The sequence below is a fragment of the Streptomyces sp. NPDC032940 genome (assembly GCF_040636935.1).
Taxonomy (GTDB): Bacteria; Actinomycetota; Actinomycetes; order Streptomycetales; family Streptomycetaceae; genus Streptomyces.
Genome location: NZ_JBEZVJ010000005.1, coordinates 175,948 through 192,098 on the forward strand (window position 1 = coordinate 175,948; position 16,151 = coordinate 192,098).

General features: G+C 74.2%; 13 protein-coding genes. 3 read left to right on the forward strand and 10 right to left on the reverse strand.

Going from position 1 to position 16,151, the window contains the following annotated elements; genetic code table 11:
* Nucleotides 1-93: 93 nt before the first annotated feature.
* Together AB0E77_RS09410 and AB0E77_RS09415 are read right to left on the reverse strand one after the other, a co-directional pair.
* Complete coding sequence (locus AB0E77_RS09410; RefSeq protein WP_361567889.1) at nt 94-3,621, reverse strand: SDR family NAD(P)-dependent oxidoreductase; 3,528 nt, start codon at nt 3,619-3,621, stop codon at nt 94-96.
* A 5-nt stretch (nt 3,622-3,626) separates the two neighbouring features.
* Nucleotides 3,627-5,429: a non-ribosomal peptide synthetase gene (locus AB0E77_RS09415; RefSeq protein ID WP_361567892.1), complete on the reverse strand. Its 1,803-nt coding sequence runs from the start codon at nt 5,427-5,429 to the stop codon at nt 3,627-3,629.
* A 352-nt stretch (nt 5,430-5,781) separates the two neighbouring features.
* On the opposite strand from AB0E77_RS09415, the gene AB0E77_RS09420 reads away from it, so the two are divergent.
* Genes AB0E77_RS09420 through mtnB form a run of 3 tightly spaced genes read left to right on the forward strand, consistent with a single transcriptional unit; the run spans nt 5,782 to nt 7,723 of the window.
* Nucleotides 5,782-6,375 carry a cupin gene (locus AB0E77_RS09420; protein WP_361567894.1) on the forward strand — a complete coding sequence of 198 codons (594 nt, stop codon included), beginning with the start codon at nt 5,782-5,784 and terminating at the stop codon, nt 6,373-6,375.
* A complete protein-coding gene (gene mtnC, locus AB0E77_RS09425; protein ID WP_361567896.1) occupies nt 6,372-7,097 on the forward strand; it encodes an acireductone synthase in 726 nt (241 codons plus the stop codon). The genes AB0E77_RS09420 and mtnC overlap by 4 nt, the downstream gene beginning before the upstream one ends.
* Nucleotides 7,094-7,723, forward strand: a complete 630-nt coding sequence (gene mtnB, locus AB0E77_RS09430) for a methylthioribulose 1-phosphate dehydratase (RefSeq protein WP_361567899.1) — start codon at nt 7,094-7,096, stop codon at nt 7,721-7,723. The genes mtnC and mtnB overlap by 4 nt, the downstream gene beginning before the upstream one ends.
* Before the next feature lie 72 nt (nt 7,724-7,795).
* Here the strand turns inward: mtnB and mtnA are convergent, their stop codons facing one another.
* The 8 genes from mtnA to AB0E77_RS09470 form a co-directional block, all read right to left on the reverse strand.
* The gene (mtnA, locus tag AB0E77_RS09435) at nt 7,796-8,836 is read right to left on the reverse strand and encodes an S-methyl-5-thioribose-1-phosphate isomerase (RefSeq protein ID WP_361567902.1); all 1,041 of its coding nucleotides are present in this window, start codon (nt 8,834-8,836) and stop codon (nt 7,796-7,798) included.
* Nucleotides 8,833-10,131, reverse strand: coding sequence for an MFS transporter (locus AB0E77_RS09440; protein WP_361567905.1), 1,299 nt, complete (start codon nt 10,129-10,131; stop codon nt 8,833-8,835). Before AB0E77_RS09440 ends, mtnA begins: the two co-directional genes overlap by 4 nt.
* Nucleotides 10,132-10,242: 111 nt before the next feature.
* Nucleotides 10,243-10,419 (reverse strand): hypothetical protein, encoded by a 177-nt coding sequence (locus tag AB0E77_RS09445; RefSeq protein ID WP_361567908.1) that lies wholly within the window; start codon nt 10,417-10,419, stop codon nt 10,243-10,245.
* A 263-nt stretch (nt 10,420-10,682) separates the two neighbouring features.
* Nucleotides 10,683-10,913 (reverse strand): ferredoxin, encoded by a 231-nt coding sequence (locus tag AB0E77_RS09450; protein WP_361567911.1) that lies wholly within the window; start codon nt 10,911-10,913, stop codon nt 10,683-10,685.
* Complete coding sequence (locus AB0E77_RS09455; protein WP_361567913.1) at nt 10,906-12,180, reverse strand: cytochrome P450; 1,275 nt, start codon at nt 12,178-12,180, stop codon at nt 10,906-10,908. Before AB0E77_RS09455 ends, AB0E77_RS09450 begins: the two co-directional genes overlap by 8 nt.
* Before the next feature lie 64 nt (nt 12,181-12,244).
* On the reverse strand, nt 12,245-13,702 hold the full coding sequence (locus AB0E77_RS09460; protein WP_361567916.1) for an aldehyde dehydrogenase family protein: 1,458 nt from the start codon (nt 13,700-13,702) through the stop codon (nt 12,245-12,247).
* On the reverse strand, nt 13,699-15,093 hold the full coding sequence (locus tag AB0E77_RS09465; protein ID WP_361567919.1) for a cytochrome P450: 1,395 nt from the start codon (nt 15,091-15,093) through the stop codon (nt 13,699-13,701). The genes AB0E77_RS09460 and AB0E77_RS09465 overlap by 4 nt, the downstream gene beginning before the upstream one ends.
* 49 nt (nt 15,094-15,142) lie before the next feature.
* On the reverse strand, nt 15,143-16,003 hold the full coding sequence (locus AB0E77_RS09470; RefSeq protein WP_361567921.1) for an SDR family NAD(P)-dependent oxidoreductase: 861 nt from the start codon (nt 16,001-16,003) through the stop codon (nt 15,143-15,145).
* Nucleotides 16,004-16,151 lie beyond the last annotated feature (148 nt).

The following is a 16,151-nucleotide window of genomic DNA, read 5'->3' on the forward strand; positions in this document are numbered from 1 at the left end:
TTGGGTCACCCGTCTTCGGCCGGCGTCTGCGCGAGACGCCTCTGAGTGGAGGTCTCGGGGGCGCTCCGCGCGGACGCGGAGCGCCGTGCCGCGTCAGCCGGCGAGATAGCGCAGCGCCTCCTCGGCGCCGTCGCCGCCGTCCGTCCGCTGTGCCCCGCCGGCCGCCCAGCAGACCTGGGCGAGGTCGGACAGGGTGGTGCAGCCCCACAGGTCGGCCATGGGCAGCTTGAGCCGCAGCGCGCCCTCGAGCCGGACAACCACCTCCAGCAGGGCGAGCGAGTCGCAGCCGACGGCGAGCAGTTCGTCCTCGTCCCGCGGCTCGGGGGTGTCGGTGATCTCCCCGACGACGTCGCGTACGAGGCTGCCGGTCTCCTCGCGGGTGAGGGCGCCCGGTGCGCCCTCACGGGCGGCGGCGTCCTGCCGGCGGCGTTCGAAGGCGCGGCGGATGCGCTCGACGCGGGCGGCGAGGGGCACGGTGGAGACGACGCGCTGCGCCTCCCCGCCGGTCAGTACGGCGCCCAGGACGTCGCCCGCCTGCTCGGGCCGGATCGCGGTGCGGGCGGCGGCGGCGCCGATGCGTCCGGAGCCGTTCTCGTCGAAGCGCCACGAGTCCCAGTCGACGCTGGTCCAGGGGGCTCCGTGGGCGCGCCGCCAGTGCGCGTAGGTGTCGAGGTAGCGGTTGGCGACCGAGTAGATGCCGAAGGCGATGCCGCCGAGCAGGGTGTCGATGCTGGAGCAGACCAGGCAGAACGCCAGGGGCTCGTCGCGGGTCACCCGGTCCAGGACGGCGATGCCGGGAACCTTGGGGCGCAGGGCCGCGAGAGCCCGGTCGGTGCCGGTGTCGGCGATGAAGGAGAAGTTGCGGCTCTCCTCGATGCCCGCCGAGTGCACCACGCCGTCGACGGCTCCCCAGCGGGCGTGGATCTCGTCGACGACGCCGCGCATCGCCGCCTCGTCGGCCACGTCGGCGCCCAGCACCAGCACCTCGGCGCCGAGTTCGCGCAGCCGGCGCACGCCGGGCGCGTCCGCGTCGGGGGTGCGGGAGACGAGCGCCAGCCGGACCGGGGCGGTGCGGGCGAGGACCTCGGCGACGACCAGGCCGATGCGGCCCAGGCCGCCGGTGACGAGGTACACCCCGCCGGGGCGTACGGGCACGGGCACGGGGCCGCCGTCCGGGGCGGGCACCGGCTCCACCGTGGGCAGCAGCCGGTCGCCGCCGCGGTAGACCACCTCGGCGTCGTCGCTCGGGGAGGCCATCTCCGCGAGCAGGCCGGCGGCGGCCTGCCCGGGCGGGGTGTCCGCCGCGAAGTCGACGGCACGGCAGCGCAGTTCGGGGTGCTCCTGCGGGACGACACGGCACAGTCCGAGCGCCGCGGACGCCTCCAGCCGCAGGGTGCGGAGGTCGTCCTCGGGTGCGCCGGCCCCGGGGCGGGGCGCGGGGGCGGTCTGCGCGTTCTCGGTGCCGATCCACAGGTCGGTGCGCTGCCCGGCAGCGGCGAGCGCCTGCACCAGGTGGAGGACCGTGAGGGCGCCGCGGGCGATGCCGGTGTCCTGGTCGGCCGACGGTCCGTAGGACCAGAGGTGGACGGCCTCGGCCACCGCGCCGCCCAGGGTGACGGCCCGGTCCACCAGCTGCCGGAAGTCCTCGGCCTCGGTGGGCCGGACCACGGCGTGGTGGTCGTCCGTGACCTCGAACCGGTCGCCGGGCGCGACGTGCAGCACGGTCCGTCCCGCCGCGGTCAGCTCGGCCGCCAGCGGACCGGCCGGGCCGCCGTCGCCGAACAGCAGGGTGACGCCCTCGACGGGCGGCAGGTCGCCGGTCAGGTACGGCCGGGGCAGCGCGGTCCGTTCCCAGGCGGGCCGGTGGAGCCACTGGGCGACCGGGGCCTGCTCCTCCGCCTCGAGTTCGACGGCCTCCTGGTCGCCGGTCGGGGTGGCCTCGATCCACAGCCGCTCGCCCTGCCACGGGTAGCCGGGCAGGGAGATGCGGCGCCGGTCGGCCTCCTCGAACACCTCGTCCCAGTCCGCCTCGCCGCCGTCGGCCCAGGTGCGGGCCAGTTCGGCGGCGCGCGAGCCGTCGGCGGCGGGCGCCTCGCCGTCGAGGGCGCGCAGCAGCGCCTCGGTGGAGTCCACGGCCACGGCCCAGCGGTGGGCGAAGGGGCGGCGGCCGGTGGCGAGCGTGTGGGCGAGGGCGCCGAGGTCGGTGCCGGGGTGGGCGCGCAGATGGGCGGCCAGGCGGCGCCGTACCTCCGCGAGGGCCTCGTCGCCGCGGGCCGACAGGACCACGGGCAGGGTCCTGCGGGGGCCGGATCCCCCGGTCCCGGCGGCCGGTTCGGGTGCCTGTTCCAGGACGAAGTGGGCGTTGGTGCCGCCCATCCCGAAGCAGCTGACGCCGGCCCGGCGGGGGCCGGGGCCCGGCCAGGGCTTGAGCGTCCGGTTGAGGTAGAACGGCGTGTCGGTGAAGTCGAGGTCGGGGTTGGGCTCCTCGAGGACGGCCATGGGCGGCAGTTCGCCGTGCTTGAGGCACAGCACGGCCTTGAGCAGACCGGCGATGCCGGAGGCGAAGCACAGGTGGCCGATGTTCGCCTTGACCGAGCCGAGGGCGCAGTAGTCGGTGCGGTCGGTGAAGGCCCGGTAGGCGCGGGCCAGACCGCGCAGCTCGATCGGGTCGCCGACCTGGGTGCCGGTGCCGTGGCCCTCGACCATGGCGATGGTGTCGGCGGGGACCCCGGAGGCCTCCAGCGCCGCCTTGACGACCCGGGCCTGTCCCTCCACGCTGGGGGCCGAGTAACCGGCCTTGGCACGGCCGTCGTTGTTCACCGCGCCGGCCTTGATGACCGCGTGCACGTTGTCCCGTGCTTCGAGGGCGTCGTCGAGGCGGCGCAGCACGAGCACTCCCGCGCCGTCGCCCTCCACATAGCCGCTGGCGCCCTTGTCGTAGGCGCGGGTGCTGCCGTCCGCGGAGAGGATGAACCCGTCCTGGTGCTCGTACGCCAGTGTCTCCAGGGCGCTGATGCTGGCCGCGCCGACCAGCGCCATGTCGGCCCTGCCCTCCCGCAGCGCCTCGCAGGCCAGGTGGACGGCGACGGCGGCGGAGGAGCACGCGGACTGGACGTTGACGCTCTCACCGGTCAGGCCGAGCTTGTAGGAGATGCGGGTGGGCAGGGTGTCGGGCCCGTTGGAGAGCTGGACGAGCATCTGCTCGGCGGCGGAGCGCGCGCCGAAGTCCCGGGTGCCGTAGTAGGTGTTGGGGCCGACCGAGGTGTAGACGGCGACGGTCTCCCGCAGCCGGTACGGGTCGTGGCCGGCGTCCTCCAGGGCGTTCCAGGACAGCTCCAGCAGACGCCGGTGCTGCGGGTCGAGGACCTCGGCCTCGCGGCGCGGTATGCCGAAGAACTCGGCGTCGAAGCGGCGGACGTCCTTCAGGACACCGCGGGCGTACACCGTGCGGCGGCCGGTGGCGTGGTCCTCGACGACCCGCGGGGAGCCGTGCGTGAGGCACTCGCGGCCCTGGCGGATGTTCTCCCAGAAGGCGTCCAGGTCGTCTGCGCCCGGCAGTTCGGCGGCCATGCCGATGACGGCGATGTCGCGACAGTGGGGGTCGGTGGGCTGAGCGTTCACAGGGTTCACACCTCGTGCTTGGCCATGGCCGCGGCGAGCGCGCGCACGGTGGGGTATTCGTAGAGGGCCGTGGAGGGAAGGCGGACGCCCGTCCGCTCCTCCAGGCGGAGCTGCGCCTGCTTGATGGTGACCGAGGTGCCGCCCAGGTCGAAGTAGTTGTCGTCCGTGCCGACCGACGGCACGCCGAGGACCTCGGCCCAGATCCCGGCGAGCATCGCCTCCAGCTCGTCGGCGGCGGGCCGGTAGGCGGTGCCCAGGCCGAGCCGGGGCGCCTCGGTGCCGGCGCGCAAGGCGGCGCGGTCCGTCTTGCCGTGCCGGGTGAGCGGCAGCCGTTCCAGGCGGTGGAACTCGCTGGGGATCATGTAGTCCGGCAGCCGGGTGGCGAGCCGGGCCCGCAGCTCGGCGACGGTGGGTGCGGCGCCGTGCGCCGGGATGACGTAGGCGGCGAGTACCCGGCCGGCGCCCTCGCCCCGGTCCACCACGGCGGCCTGGGCGACGGTCGGCTCGTCCAGGAGGGCCGCCTCGACCTCGGTCAGCTCCACCCGGTTGCCGCGGATCTTGACCTGGCCGTCGGTGCGGCCGACCACCTGGACCAGTCCGCCGGGGAGCATCCGGCCGAGGTCGCCGGATCGGTAGATCCGGCCGTCGGCGGTCTCGCCGAACGGGTCGGGCAGGAAGGCCCGTTCGGTGAGGTCGGGGCGCCGGTGGTACTCGCGGGCGAGCGCGGGTCCGCCGATGTACAGCTCGCCCAGCTCCCCGTCGGGCACCGGCCGCATCCCCTCGTCCAGGATCCACACCCGGGTGCCGGGCAGGGGGGTGCCGACCGGCGGGGGCGCGTAGGCGAGGTCGGACTCCTGGAAGATGCGGCAGCAGGTGAACACCCCCGCCTCGGTGGGTCCGTAGCCGTTGGCGAAGCGGATGTCGGTGGACCGCATGGCCTGGGCCAGGTGCGGGGTGGACACCACCTCCCCGCCGATGACCACCTGGCGCAGTCCGCTGTCCTTGAGCCGGCCCTCGTCGACCAGCTGGTTGAACAGGGTGGGGGTGAGCCAGCAGGTGGTGACGCCGTGGCGGCGCACGGTGTCGACGACGGCGTCCGCCGAGGAGCGCTGCTGCTCCAGCAGGACCAGCCGCGCGCCGTTGGCGAGGGCCGCCCAGATCTCGAAGACGGAGGCGTCGAAGGAGAGCGGACAGGCCTGGAGGAACGTCTGGTGCTCGTCGAAGTCGCCGTAGAGGCCGGTGCGGACGATCCGGGCGGCGGCGCGGTGCGGGACGGCCACGCCCTTCGGGGTGCCGGTGGTCCCGGAGGTGTAGATGACGTAGGCGAGGTTCTCCTCGTTCGCGAGGGCGGCCGTCTCCGGTTCCGGGACCACGGGGTCCGCGGCATCGGCGGCGTCGGCGCGGACGCGGACCCCGTCGAAGACGAGGCCGCGCTCGTCGGTCGCGGGGGTGGTGACGACGACCCGTACTCCGGCGTCGCGCAGGATGAACGACACGCGGTCCGCCGGGTCGTCGACCCGGAGCGGCAGATAGGCGCCGCCCGCCTCCAGTATGCCGATCATGCCGATGAGCATCTCGACGGACCGCTCGGCGAAGAGACCGACCACCACGTCGGGTCCGACTCCCTCGGCCCGCAGCCGGGCGGCCAGGGCACGGGCCCGCTCGTGCAGTTCCGCGTACGTCAGGGAGCGTTCGCCCTGGACGACCGCGACGGAATTCCCGCGCCGCCGCGCCTGTCCGGCGAATTGGTCGTGCAGGCATCGGCCGGCCGGCCGTGAACCCGGGTCCGACTTCTTCTGTTCCGCCATTCCGTACCCTCAACCCTCATTCTTCACCGGACGACGACCGCTTCCTCGCCTTTCCTCGGCAAGCGTCGAACAGCCAAATATGGGCGGCCTGCCGTTGTCAATGCCGTCCGGACGCCGCGGTGGTGACCGAACGCGCTGGAAAGAGGCCTGTTCCCGGTATGCGCAGGGCCTTACGGTCCACCTCGGGACGTTTCTCACCGGGCGAGAAACATACTGTTCTTCTCGGCCGGTGAGAAAGAAATGATTTCGCCCTGCCGGGGGTTGTACAAATGCCGTACGATCCACCGACGGTGAAATCCCTCCGGTGGTCCGGGAAGGATCCGCCGGCCTTCTTTTCGCGGATGGAGTGCTGATGACGCTGCTGACCACCTGGCCCGATTCCGGCCCCGGGACCGTGCTGGACCGCACCTCGGATCCGGAGCGGATCGCGGCGGCGCTGGCCCCGCTCGGCGTCCGCTACGAGCAGTGGCCCGTACGGGACGGCCTGCCGCCCGGTGCGGGTGCCGAGGCCGTGCTCGCCGCCTACGCCGGTGAGGTGGAGGCGCTGACCGCCCAGGAGGAGTTCCGCACCGTCGACGTCGTCTCGCTGCACCCCGACGGCTCCCCGGACTGGGCGGACCGGGCCCGCGCGGCGCGGGAGAAGTTCCTCGCCGAGCACACCCACGAGGACGACGACGAGGTGCGCTTCTTCGTCTCCGGCGCGGGGGTCTTCTATCTGCACGCCGGCGGCGTGGTGCACGCCGTGCTGTGCGAGAAGGGCGACCTGCTGGGCGTGCCGAAGGGGACCACGCACTGGTTCGACATGGGCACCCGGCCGTCGTTCACCGCGATCCGCTTCTTCCACGAGGAGGACGGCTGGATCGGCACCTTCACCGGCAGCGAGATCGCCGGGCGGTTCCCCGGCTTCGACACGCTCATGGCCGGCCACGCCGGGGCGGACGCGTGACGCTGCGCCGCCGGGCGGCCGCCGTGGTGCTGGACATCGAGGGCACCACCAGCGCGACCCGCCACGTCACCGACGTCCTGTACCCGTACTCCCGCCTCCGCTTCGCCGGGCTCCTCACCGCACGGCGGGACGAGCCCGAGGTGCGGGGCGCCGTCGCGCAGGTCCGGGAGCTGCTCGGCGAACCGGAGGCGGACGCGCGCCGGATCGAGCGGGCCCTGGGCGCCTGGCTGGACGAGGACCGCAAGGTCACGCCGCTGAAGACGCTCCAGGGCATCATCTGGGCCGAGGCGTTCGCGCGCGGCGACCTCACCTCGCACTTCTACCCCGACGTCGTCCCCGTCCTGCGGCGCTGGCACGAGCGGGGGGTGCGGCTGTACGTCTACTCCTCCGGCTCGGTGTCCGCGCAGCGCTCATGGTTCGGGCACACCGCGGAGGGCGACCTGTCGGAGCTGGTCAGCGGCTTCTTCGACACCCGCAACGCCGGGCCCAAGACGGCGTCCGCGTCCTACCGCGCCATCGCCGCGGCGACGGGGGCGGCGCCCGCGGACACCCTGTTCCTGTCCGACCGGGCGGCCGAACTGGACGCGGCGCGGGAGGCGGGATGGCTCACGGGCCTGCTGCTCCGGCCCGAGGAGCCGCACCGGGAGGCCGACGGCACGGACCACCCCGGTGTGCGCTCGTTCACGGAGATCGACCTCGTCCTCGCGGAGGGAATGTCATGACGGGAACCACGACCGGCGGTGCGCCTCGGACGGCGGCCGCGGGCCGGACGCTGGCCGCGGAGGCGGCGCGGTTCGCGGCGCTCGGCTGGATGCGCGGGACCTCGGGGAACCTGTCCGTGGTCACCGGCCGGGACCCGCTGCGCCTGCTGGTCACGGCGAGCGGGCTGGACAAGGGTGAGCTGCGCCCCGAGGACACGGTCCTGGTGGACGCGGAGGGCGGGGCCGTGCCGGGCGCCCCGGCCGCCGGGAGGCCGTCCGCGGAGGCCGCCCTGCACGCCCGGGTGGTGCGGCTGACCGGTGCCGGCGCCGTCGTCCACGTGCACACCGTCGCCTCGGTGGCGATGGGCCGCCGGCGTCCCGGGGGCATCGTGTTCCGCGACCTGGAGATGCTCAAGGGCCTCGGGCGGGCCGCGCACGACGAGGAGGTCGTGCTGCCGGTGATCGGCAACTCCCAGGACATGCGCGTCCTCGGCGACCGTCTGGAGGCGGTCCTGGACCCGCGGGTGCCCGCGGTCGTGGTGGCCGGCCACGGCCTGTACGCGTGGGGCGCGGACCCGCGGGAGGCCCGCCGTCACACGGAGGTCGTCGAGTGGCTGCTCGAACTGGAGCTCGCGGAGGGGCGATAGGCGGCAGCCCGCCGGCCGCCGCACCGGGACACCCGGCCCTTGCACGGGGCCGGGCGTCCCGTCGTCCTCGGGTCAGTCCCAGTGGTCCCCGGGCAGCTGGCCCGCCGCGACCTCCAGGACCCCGCGTTCCGAGACCAGTGCGGTGACGAGGGTGCCGGGGGTGACGTCGAAGGCCGGGTTGTGGGCACGGGTCCGGGTGCCGTCCGGCGCGGTGATGCCGCCGCCGATGAGGTTCAGCACCTCCTCCTCGCCGCGCTGCTCGATGGGGATCGAGGCGCCGGTGGCCGTGGCGAGGTCGATGGTGTCGGAGGGCGCGGCCACCATGAAGGGCAGGCCCGCGTGGGCACAGGCCAGGGCGACGCCCAGGGTGCCCGTCTTGTTGGCGGTGTCGCCGTTGCGGGTGATCCGGTCGGCGCCGACGACGGCCGCGTCCACCAGTCCCCCGACGACGGTGGCGGCGGCCGCCGCGTCCGCCTGCACCCGGTGCGGTATGCCCTCCTGCGCCAGCTCCCACGCCGTCAGCCGGGCGCCCTGGAGCAGGGGGCGGGTCTCGTCGACGTACACCGTCTCGACCAGTCCCCGGCCGTGCAGTTCGCGGATGACGCCGAGCGCGGTGCCGATGCCCGCGGTGGCGAGCGCGCCGGTGTTGCAGTGGGTGAGGATCCGCAGCGGCCGGTCGGCGGCCACCCGCTCGACCAGCCAGTCGGCGCCGGCCTCGGCCATGGCCCGGTTGGCCGCCAGGTCCTGCCGCAGGATCGCGTCGGCCTCGGCGAGCACGGCGTCCCGGCCCTCGGGGATCCGCGCGGCGACCCGGTCCACGCAGACGGCGAGGTTCACCGCGGTGGGGCGGGCGGCGCGCAGCCGGGCGACGGCGTCGGCCAGGCGGCCGTCGGTCCAGTTCTCCCGGCCGGCCTGCGCCACGGCCAGGGCGACGCCGTACGCGCCGGCCGCGCCGATGGCGGGGGCCCCTCGCACGGCGAGCCGGACGACGGCGTCGATGAGCGACTCCACGTCACGGATGTCCAGGCGTCGCAGGGTGCCGGGCAGGGCCGTCTGGTCGATGAGGGACAGGGAGGTGCCCGTCCATTCGACGGCACGCAGTTCGTGGCTCACGGGGCTCTCTCCGGAGAGGGGTCGGGGCGGAAGGACTCCGGCGCGTCGGACCGGTCGTCGGCGCGGCCGTCGGGCTTCGTGCGGTGCCTGCGGCGGACCGCCGTGAGGGACGCGGCGACGCTGACGGCCGACAGCGCCGTGAAGAAGACCCAGATGGCGCGGTCCCCGAGGGACTCCTGCAGGCGCAGTCCGGTGAGCGGCGCGATCATCCAGGCAAGGAGCTGGCTGCTGGTGTAGCCGCCGAGGTAGGCCCCGTGCATGTGGGGCGGCGCCAGGCGGGCGACGGTGGCCTGCATGGTGGGCACCCAGAGCATCTCGCCGAAGGCGAAGACGAGCACCACGAGCACCACGGCCGCGACGTGATGGGAGATCAGGAAGAACAGGAACGGCGGCCCCATCAGCAGCACGCCGACGCTCAGCGTGACGGACGCCGGCCAGGTCCGGGTCCAGCGGGTCAGCCGCACCTGGAAGAGCAGCACCACCACGGGGTTCATGGCGTACAGCAGGCCCCAGGTCTCGGGGGCGAAGCCGAAGGACGTGACCGCGATGACCGGCAGCACCGTCTCGAAGGACATGTAGACCATGAATCCGAGGAGCGTCGCCACCAGGAGCAGCAGCAGCGACCCGTCCGTGAGCACCACGCGCGCGGTCTGTGCGGTGGTGCCGTCCCGGTGGGTGCGGGCCCGGTCGCGCGGCAGCAGCCGTACGGCGAGTGCGCAGGTGAGAGCGCCGAGCAGGGCGATGCCGAGCAGGAACGCGGTCCAGTCGCCGAGGAACAGGAACAGCGCGGCCAGCGGGGGACCGACGACCACGCCGAGGTTGTTGGCGGTGCGCAGGCTCGCGTACGCCTGGTCGCGGCGTTCCGGAGGGACGACGTCCGCGACGATGGCGTTGACGGCGGAGCGTCCCGGTGCCCACACCACCCCGGCCAGGACCACCAGGCCGATGCCCCAGGCCACGCTGTGTCCGATCAGGCACAGGCAGAGGATCAGCAGGGACTGGAGGCCGGTGCTCGCCACCAGCACGCTGCGGCGGCCCACGGCGTCGGACACGAAGCCGCCCAGCCAGGCCGCGGGTGGGCTGAGGACGGCGCTGAGCAGGAACATGAGGCCCACCTGGCCGGTGGTGGCGCCCAATGCCTCGATCGCCCAGACACCCGCGTAACTCCAGAATGTCGAGAACGAGGCGCCGCTGATCAGGTGCACCACCGCCGCGCGCCCCAGTACGGGGTCCCATTCCATGCCGAGGAGCAGTTTCCCGCAGCCTCGGAGGAGGGCGGCAGGCCTTTTCGTCATGCTGGCGACTCCCATGGGTCGGGACGATTCCCCCTTCGTCACCGGAATTCCGACCGGTCCCCCGACCGCAGACTGATCCCGGGCAGCCTAACAAGGGCAGGTGAAACACCGTCAGCTCTTTCTCACCGGGCGAGAAACCGGCTTCTCTTTCTCGTCCGCCGAGAAATGGCGCGGCGACGTCCGGGGCATTCCCGGGGTGCCGAAGGATTTCACGGCGTCCAGGCCGACGAAGCGTTCCACCGAGAGCGCCAGAGTGGCCCGCAGCCGGTGCAGTGCGCTGTCGGACACCGGGAAGGCGGCTCCGCCGGCCGCTGGGCGGGACCGGCCGGGTGTCCCGGGGCGGGGCTCGCGGTCCTGGTCGGGCCGGGCGGCCGTGGCCCGGTCCGTCCAGGACGGCAGGACGGTGACCAGTCCCCCGCCGGGGCGCTCGCACAGGAGCCTTTCGGCGCCCCGGCCGCGGACCGCGCGTACCGTCAGCCGCCGGCCCAGGAGCGGATGCGGCCGGTGGGTCACCGTGACGAGGTCTCCCGGCCTGACCGCCCCGGTCACGGTCATTCCACCGGGGCGAGCAGGGCGCCGGAGCCGGCCTCCCGGACCGTGATGGCCTCCATGGGGCAGGTCTCGGCGGCGTCCAGCACCGCCTCGTCGGGTTCCGACACGGGGTGCACCACGTGGGACCGGCGGTCGCGCACCGCGAAGTGACGTCCCGCCACGGCCGCGCACACTCCGGAGCCGACGCACCGCCCCGGGTCGACGCTCACCTCCCACCGCTGCTCAGACATGCCCGGCCTCCCGCTCCCCGGCCCGGCCGGCGGTGGCCGGACGGGCCGGCCGGACGTCCCGGAAGGTGATCCGCAGCCGGTCGGGGCCGCGTACGGACACATGCGGCCGGTAGTGCAACGACGCTTCGTCCAGCCGCGGTTCGACGAAGGCCCGGGCGAAGGCGTCGAGGGCGACGGCGCCCTCCATGCGGGCCAGCACGGAGCCGAGGCAGAAGTGGGGTCCGGCGGCGAAGCCCAGGTGCCCCGGATCGCCGCGGGTGATGTCGAAGCGGTCCGCGTCGCGGTGCTGCAGGGGGTCCCGGTTCGCGGCTGCGAGCAACAGCAGCAGCGGCTGCCCCGCGGCCACCTCGTGCTCGCCCAGGGTGAACGGCTCCCGGGCGATCCGGGTGACCATCTGGGCGGGGGCGTCGTAGCGCAGGACCTCCTCCACCGCGGCCTCGGCCAGTTCGGGACGCTCGCGCAGCAGCTGGAGCTGGGCGGGATCGCGCAGCAGGGCGAGGAGGCCGTTGAGGATCAGGTTGGCGGTGGTCTCGTGGCCGGCGACCAGCAGCAGGACGCAGGTGAGGATCAGCTCCCGTCCGGTGAGCCGGTCGCCCTCCTCCTCGGCGGCGATCAGCTCGGACAGGATGTCCTCGCGCGGGTCGTGCCTGCGTTCCTCGATGAGGCGCGTGAAGTAGCCGACGAAACCGTCGCGGGCCTCCTCGACCTTCTCCTCGACCTCGGTGGTCAGCTCGCCGGGGGCCAGTGCGGGGTCGACGGTGAAGGCGATGGCGTGTGCCCACTTCTCGAAGACCGGGTGGTCCTCGCGGGGCACGCCGAGCATCTCGCAGATCACGCGGACGGGCAGCGGGTAGGCGAAGCCGGAGACCATGTCCACGTCCTCGGCGCCGCTCGCGGCGATACCGGCGATCAGTTCGTCCACGATGGCCTGGACGCGGGGCCGCCAGCGCTCGATGACCCGCGGTTTGAACGCCTTTCCGGCGAGCCTGCGCAACCGGGTGTGGTCCGGTGCGTCCAGGTTCAGCAGATTGGGCTGCTGGGGGACCTTGGTGATGCCGGCGCCCAGGCGGTTGCTGCTGACGCGGGGGCTGCGCAGCACGGTCTCGCAGTCCGCGCGCCGGCCGACGACGACGATGCCGCTGGCCGGGTCGGTGAAGGGGGACGCCTCCCGCAACTCCCTCAGGAGGGTGTAGGGGTGGGCCCGGGAGGCGTGGTCGGCGAGCCGGGCCAGGCCGGTGGCCACGGTGTCGGTCGAGGTGGTGGTCATGTGCGGTGGACTCCTTTCGGGGCGGGTGCGCGGGGCCGTCGGGGCGAGGGTGTCGCGGTCGCCGTCACCGGCCGTGGAGCGCGCGCACCATGCGCACCAGGGCCGGCATCGTTCCCGGGCGCCGGCGGAAGGAGGTGGGCTGCATCAGCGGCCGGAACCGCCGGCGGGTGACGGCCTGGGTGCGGGTGAACTCGCGCAGCCCGTCCGGTCCGTGGACCCGGCCGAAGCCTGACTCGCCGACCCCGCCGAAGGGGACGGCGGGCATGCCGGCGAAGGCGATCACGGCGTTGACGGAGACCATGCCGGCCCGCAGCCGGGCGGCGACGCCGCGGCCGCGGCCCCGGTCGCGGGTGAAGACGGACGCGCCCAGTCCGTAGCCGCCGGCGTTGACGCGCTCCACGGCCTCCTCCACGGAGGCCACCCGGTTCACGACGAGCACCGGTCCGAAGGTCTCCTCGGTGACGGCGGCCGAGTCCTCCGGCACGTCGGCGAGGACGACCGGGGCGACGTACGGCGGGGTGACGGACCGCGGGCCGCCGAGGACGGCGCGGGCGCCGCGGGCCAGCGCGTCGCGCACATGGCCGGCGATGACCTCGAGCTGCCGGGGCAGCACGATCCTGCCGAGGTCGGCGTCGGGCCCGTCGCCGACACTCAGGGCGCCGGCGCGCTCGGCTACCAGGTCCAGGAAGCGGTCGGCGACGGTGTCGACGACGTAGACGCGCTCCAGGCCGACGCAGGTCTGCCCGGCGTTGGTCATCGCCGCCCAGACCGCGGCGTCGGCGGCGGCGTCGAGGTCGGCGTCGGCGGCGACGACCATGGCGTCCTTCCCGCCGCCCTCGATCACCACCGGCGTCAGGTTGTCGGCGCAGGCCGCCATGACGCGGCGTCCGGTGGCGCTGGAGCCGGTGAAGGAGACCTTGTCGACGGCGGCCCGGCACAGCGCCTCGCCGGCCGCCCCGTCGCCCGTGACGACGTGCAGCACCCGGGTGCCGCCGCTGACCTCGGCCAGGGTGGCCGCGAGCCACTCGCCGGTCCTCGGGGTCAGTTCGCTGGGCTTGAGCACGACGGTGTTGCCGCCGGCGAGGGCGGCCGAGACGGGGCCGACGGGGATGAACGCCGGGTAGTTCCAGGGGCCGATGACGCCGACGACGCCGAGCGGCCGGTACGTCACCTCGACCGCGTGGTTGAACATCAGCAGCCCGGGCGGGACCCGGCGGCGGCCCAGGACCCGGGCGGCGTGCGCGGCCGCCCAGCTCAAGTGCTGGGCGACGAGGACCACTTCGAGACGGGCGTCGTCGGCCGTCTTGCCGGTCTCGGCGCGGATGAGGTCGATCAGCTCGTCGGAGCGGCGCAGCATCAGCGCGCACCACGCGTCGAGGACCTTGCGCCGTCCGGCGAAGCCGAGCGCGTCCCAGCCGGGCTGCGCGCGGCGGGCGGCCGCCACCGCCGCGGCGACGTCGTCCGCCGGGGAGGGTGCCGGGCCGGCGGCGGACGAGGCGGCGGGGCCGGTCACCGCGGTCATGCCCGGCCTCCCCGTTCGCGCGGCTCGAGGTGGGCGAGCACCTTGGTCAGCGGGCGCAGCGAGATGGCGGTGTCGCCGTAGCGCAGGAGGTCGCCGGGGACCAGTTTCAGCCGGAACCGCTGGTGGATCATCGCCGTGATCATCCGCAGTTCCAGCAGGGCCATGAAGTTGCCGATGCACATGCGCGCGCCGGCGCCGAACGGGAAGTAGGTCATCCGGGGCCGTTCCCCGACCCGCTCGGGATCGAAGCGGTGCGGGTCGAAGGCCTCGGGGTTGTCCCAGTAGCGGGGGTTGCGGTGGGAGACCAGCGGCGAGAGCAGCACGGACGAGCCCGCGGGGATGTGGAAGCCGCCGAGTTCGTCGTCGGCCACGGCGTCCCGGGGGTAGATCCAGATCGGCGGGTACATGCGCAGGCTCTCGTCGACGACCCGCGCGGTGTACGGCAGCCGCTCCACGTCCTCGGGAGTGGGCTCGGCGCCGCCCAGCACCCGGTCGAGCTCCTCGTCCAGCTCCTCGGCGACGGGCGGGTGGTTGGCGAGGGACACCAGGGTCCACAGCAGGGCGACGGCGGTGGTCTCGTGTCCGGCGAGGTAGATGGTGAGCATCTCGTCGCGGATCTCGTCGTCGCTCCAGCGGGCGCCGGTGACCGGGTCGGTGGCCGCCTCGATCAGCTCCATCAGCGGCCCCTCACCGGTGGCCGCGTGCCGGTCGCGGATCTCGGTGACGAGCCGGGTGAAGATCCGCCGGTCGCGGGCGATGAGCCGGTTGCGCCGGGTCGGCAGCCACGAGGGCATGAACTCGGCGGCCGAGCCGTGCTTGAACATCACCTCGATGACGTTGCCGACGATGTCCTTCAGCACCGGCGCGGCGGGCCGGATGTCGTAGCCGAACAGCGAGCGGCTGAGCGTGACGAGGGTCAGCCGCAGCGTCTCGGTGACCAGGTCGACGGGCTCGCCGCGGCGGGCGCGGACCTCCCAGTCGTCGAGCATCTCCTGGGTGGCGCGCACCACGTTGGGGCCGATGGCGGCGACCGCCTTGCGCAGGAAGACCGGCTGGACGGTCCTGCGGTGGGCCTTCCAGTAGTCGCCGTCGGTGGTGAGCAGCCCGTCGCCCATGACGATCCGGAACTGCTCGTAGAGCACGCCGCGCGTGTAGTTGGCGTTGTTCTCCTTCAGGACCCGTCCCACCGCGTCGGGGGCCGTCACCAGGTGCACGGTGTAGGGGCCGAGGCGCAGCCGGGCGACCTCGCCGTGGTCGCGCTGGGCGCGCAGCAGGAACTGGGCGGTGTCCGACTTCCACTGGGGCAGGTTGCCCAGCAGGGGGACGCCCCGTGGGCCGGGGGCGACCGCGCCGCCGGGTGCGGTCGCGGGGGTCGGTGCCAGGCTGGTCATGTCTGTCGTCACCTCGTTGGTTCGCCGGGGAAGCTGCCGGGTCCGCCGCTCACGGCACCGGGAACTGGCGCCGTATGAACGCGTTGTCGAAGATCCGGTCCGGGGTCAGCCGGCGCAGCGCGATGGTGCTGGCGGCGAGGAAGCCGACCGGGTAGCGCGAGCGCGGGGAGCGGGACCGGGCGGCCCGGACGATGGTGCCGGCCACCTGCTCGGCCTCGATGGCGAAGGTGCCGGCGAGGGTCCTGCGGGTGCCGTTGTAGATGCTGTCGTAGTAGGCCGCCGTCCGTTCGTGGAAGCGGCGGTACGGGGAGTCGTCGCGGGCCCTGCCGTGCGGGATGTGGTCCATGAACCGCCGGCCCCATGGGGTGCGCACCGGCCCCGGTTCGACGAGCACGACCCTGATGCCGAAGGCGGCCACCTCGAGCCGGAGCGCGTCGCTGAGGGCTTCGACGGCGTGCTTGCTCGCGTGGTAGTAGCCGCCGCCAGGGGCCGCGTACCGCCCGAAGATCGAGGAGACGTTGACGACGGTGCCGGTGCCGCGGGCGCGCATGCCGGGCAGCACCAGCTGGGTGAGCCGGACCAGGCCGAAGACGTTGGTCTCGAACTGCTCGCGCACCTGCTCCAGCGAGGTCTCCTCGAAGGTGCCGGACAGCCCGTATCCCGCGTTGTTGACGAGGACGTCCACCGCGCCGTGCTCGGCCTCCACGGTCTCGGCCGCGGCCTTGGCGGAGTCGGGGTCGGTGACGTCGAGGGCCAGCGTGTGCAGGCCGCGCACGGCGAGTTCGTCGAGGGTCTGAGGCTTGCGGGCGGTGGCGTAGACGCGGTGGCCGGCGGCGTGCAGGCGCAGCGCGGTGGCCCGTCCGATCCCCGACGAACACCCGGTGACGAGGGCGATCGGGCGCTGAGTCATCGTGCCTTCCCCTTTCTGGGGCCTGATGGGTACGGAGAGGGGTGTGCTGGGTGCGGGAGGGGGGCGGCAGTCCGGGGCGGGGAGGGGGGCGGGCGGGGGGGGGGGGGGCGGGGACCACGGGGAAGGGCCCCCCCCCCCCCCGGGGGGC

Excerpts from the sequence above, each read along its gene's own strand:
- mtnB (WP_361567899.1), top strand. The coding sequence starts at position 7,094 with ATGACGGGAACCACGACCGGCGGTGCGCCTCGGACGGCGGCCGCGGGC.
- AB0E77_RS09440 (WP_361567905.1), bottom strand. The coding sequence starts at position 10,131 with ATGACGAAAAGGCCTGCCGCCCTCCTCCGAGGCTGCGGGAAACTGCTC.
- AB0E77_RS09415 (WP_361567892.1), bottom strand. The coding sequence starts at position 5,429 with ATGGCGGAACAGAAGAAGTCGGACCCGGGTTCACGGCCGGCCGGCCGA.
- AB0E77_RS09455 (WP_361567913.1), bottom strand. The coding sequence starts at position 12,180 with ATGACCACCACCTCGACCGACACCGTGGCCACCGGCCTGGCCCGGCTC.
- AB0E77_RS09470 (WP_361567921.1), bottom strand. The coding sequence starts at position 16,003 with ATGACTCAGCGCCCGATCGCCCTCGTCACCGGGTGTTCGTCGGGGATC.
- AB0E77_RS09465 (WP_361567919.1), bottom strand. The coding sequence starts at position 15,093 with ATGACCAGCCTGGCACCGACCCCCGCGACCGCACCCGGCGGCGCGGTC.
- AB0E77_RS09450 (WP_361567911.1), bottom strand. The coding sequence starts at position 10,913 with ATGTCTGAGCAGCGGTGGGAGGTGAGCGTCGACCCGGGGCGGTGCGTC.
- AB0E77_RS09420 (WP_361567894.1), top strand. The coding sequence starts at position 5,782 with ATGACGCTGCTGACCACCTGGCCCGATTCCGGCCCCGGGACCGTGCTG.
- AB0E77_RS09460 (WP_361567916.1), bottom strand. The coding sequence starts at position 13,702 with ATGACCGCGGTGACCGGCCCCGCCGCCTCGTCCGCCGCCGGCCCGGCA.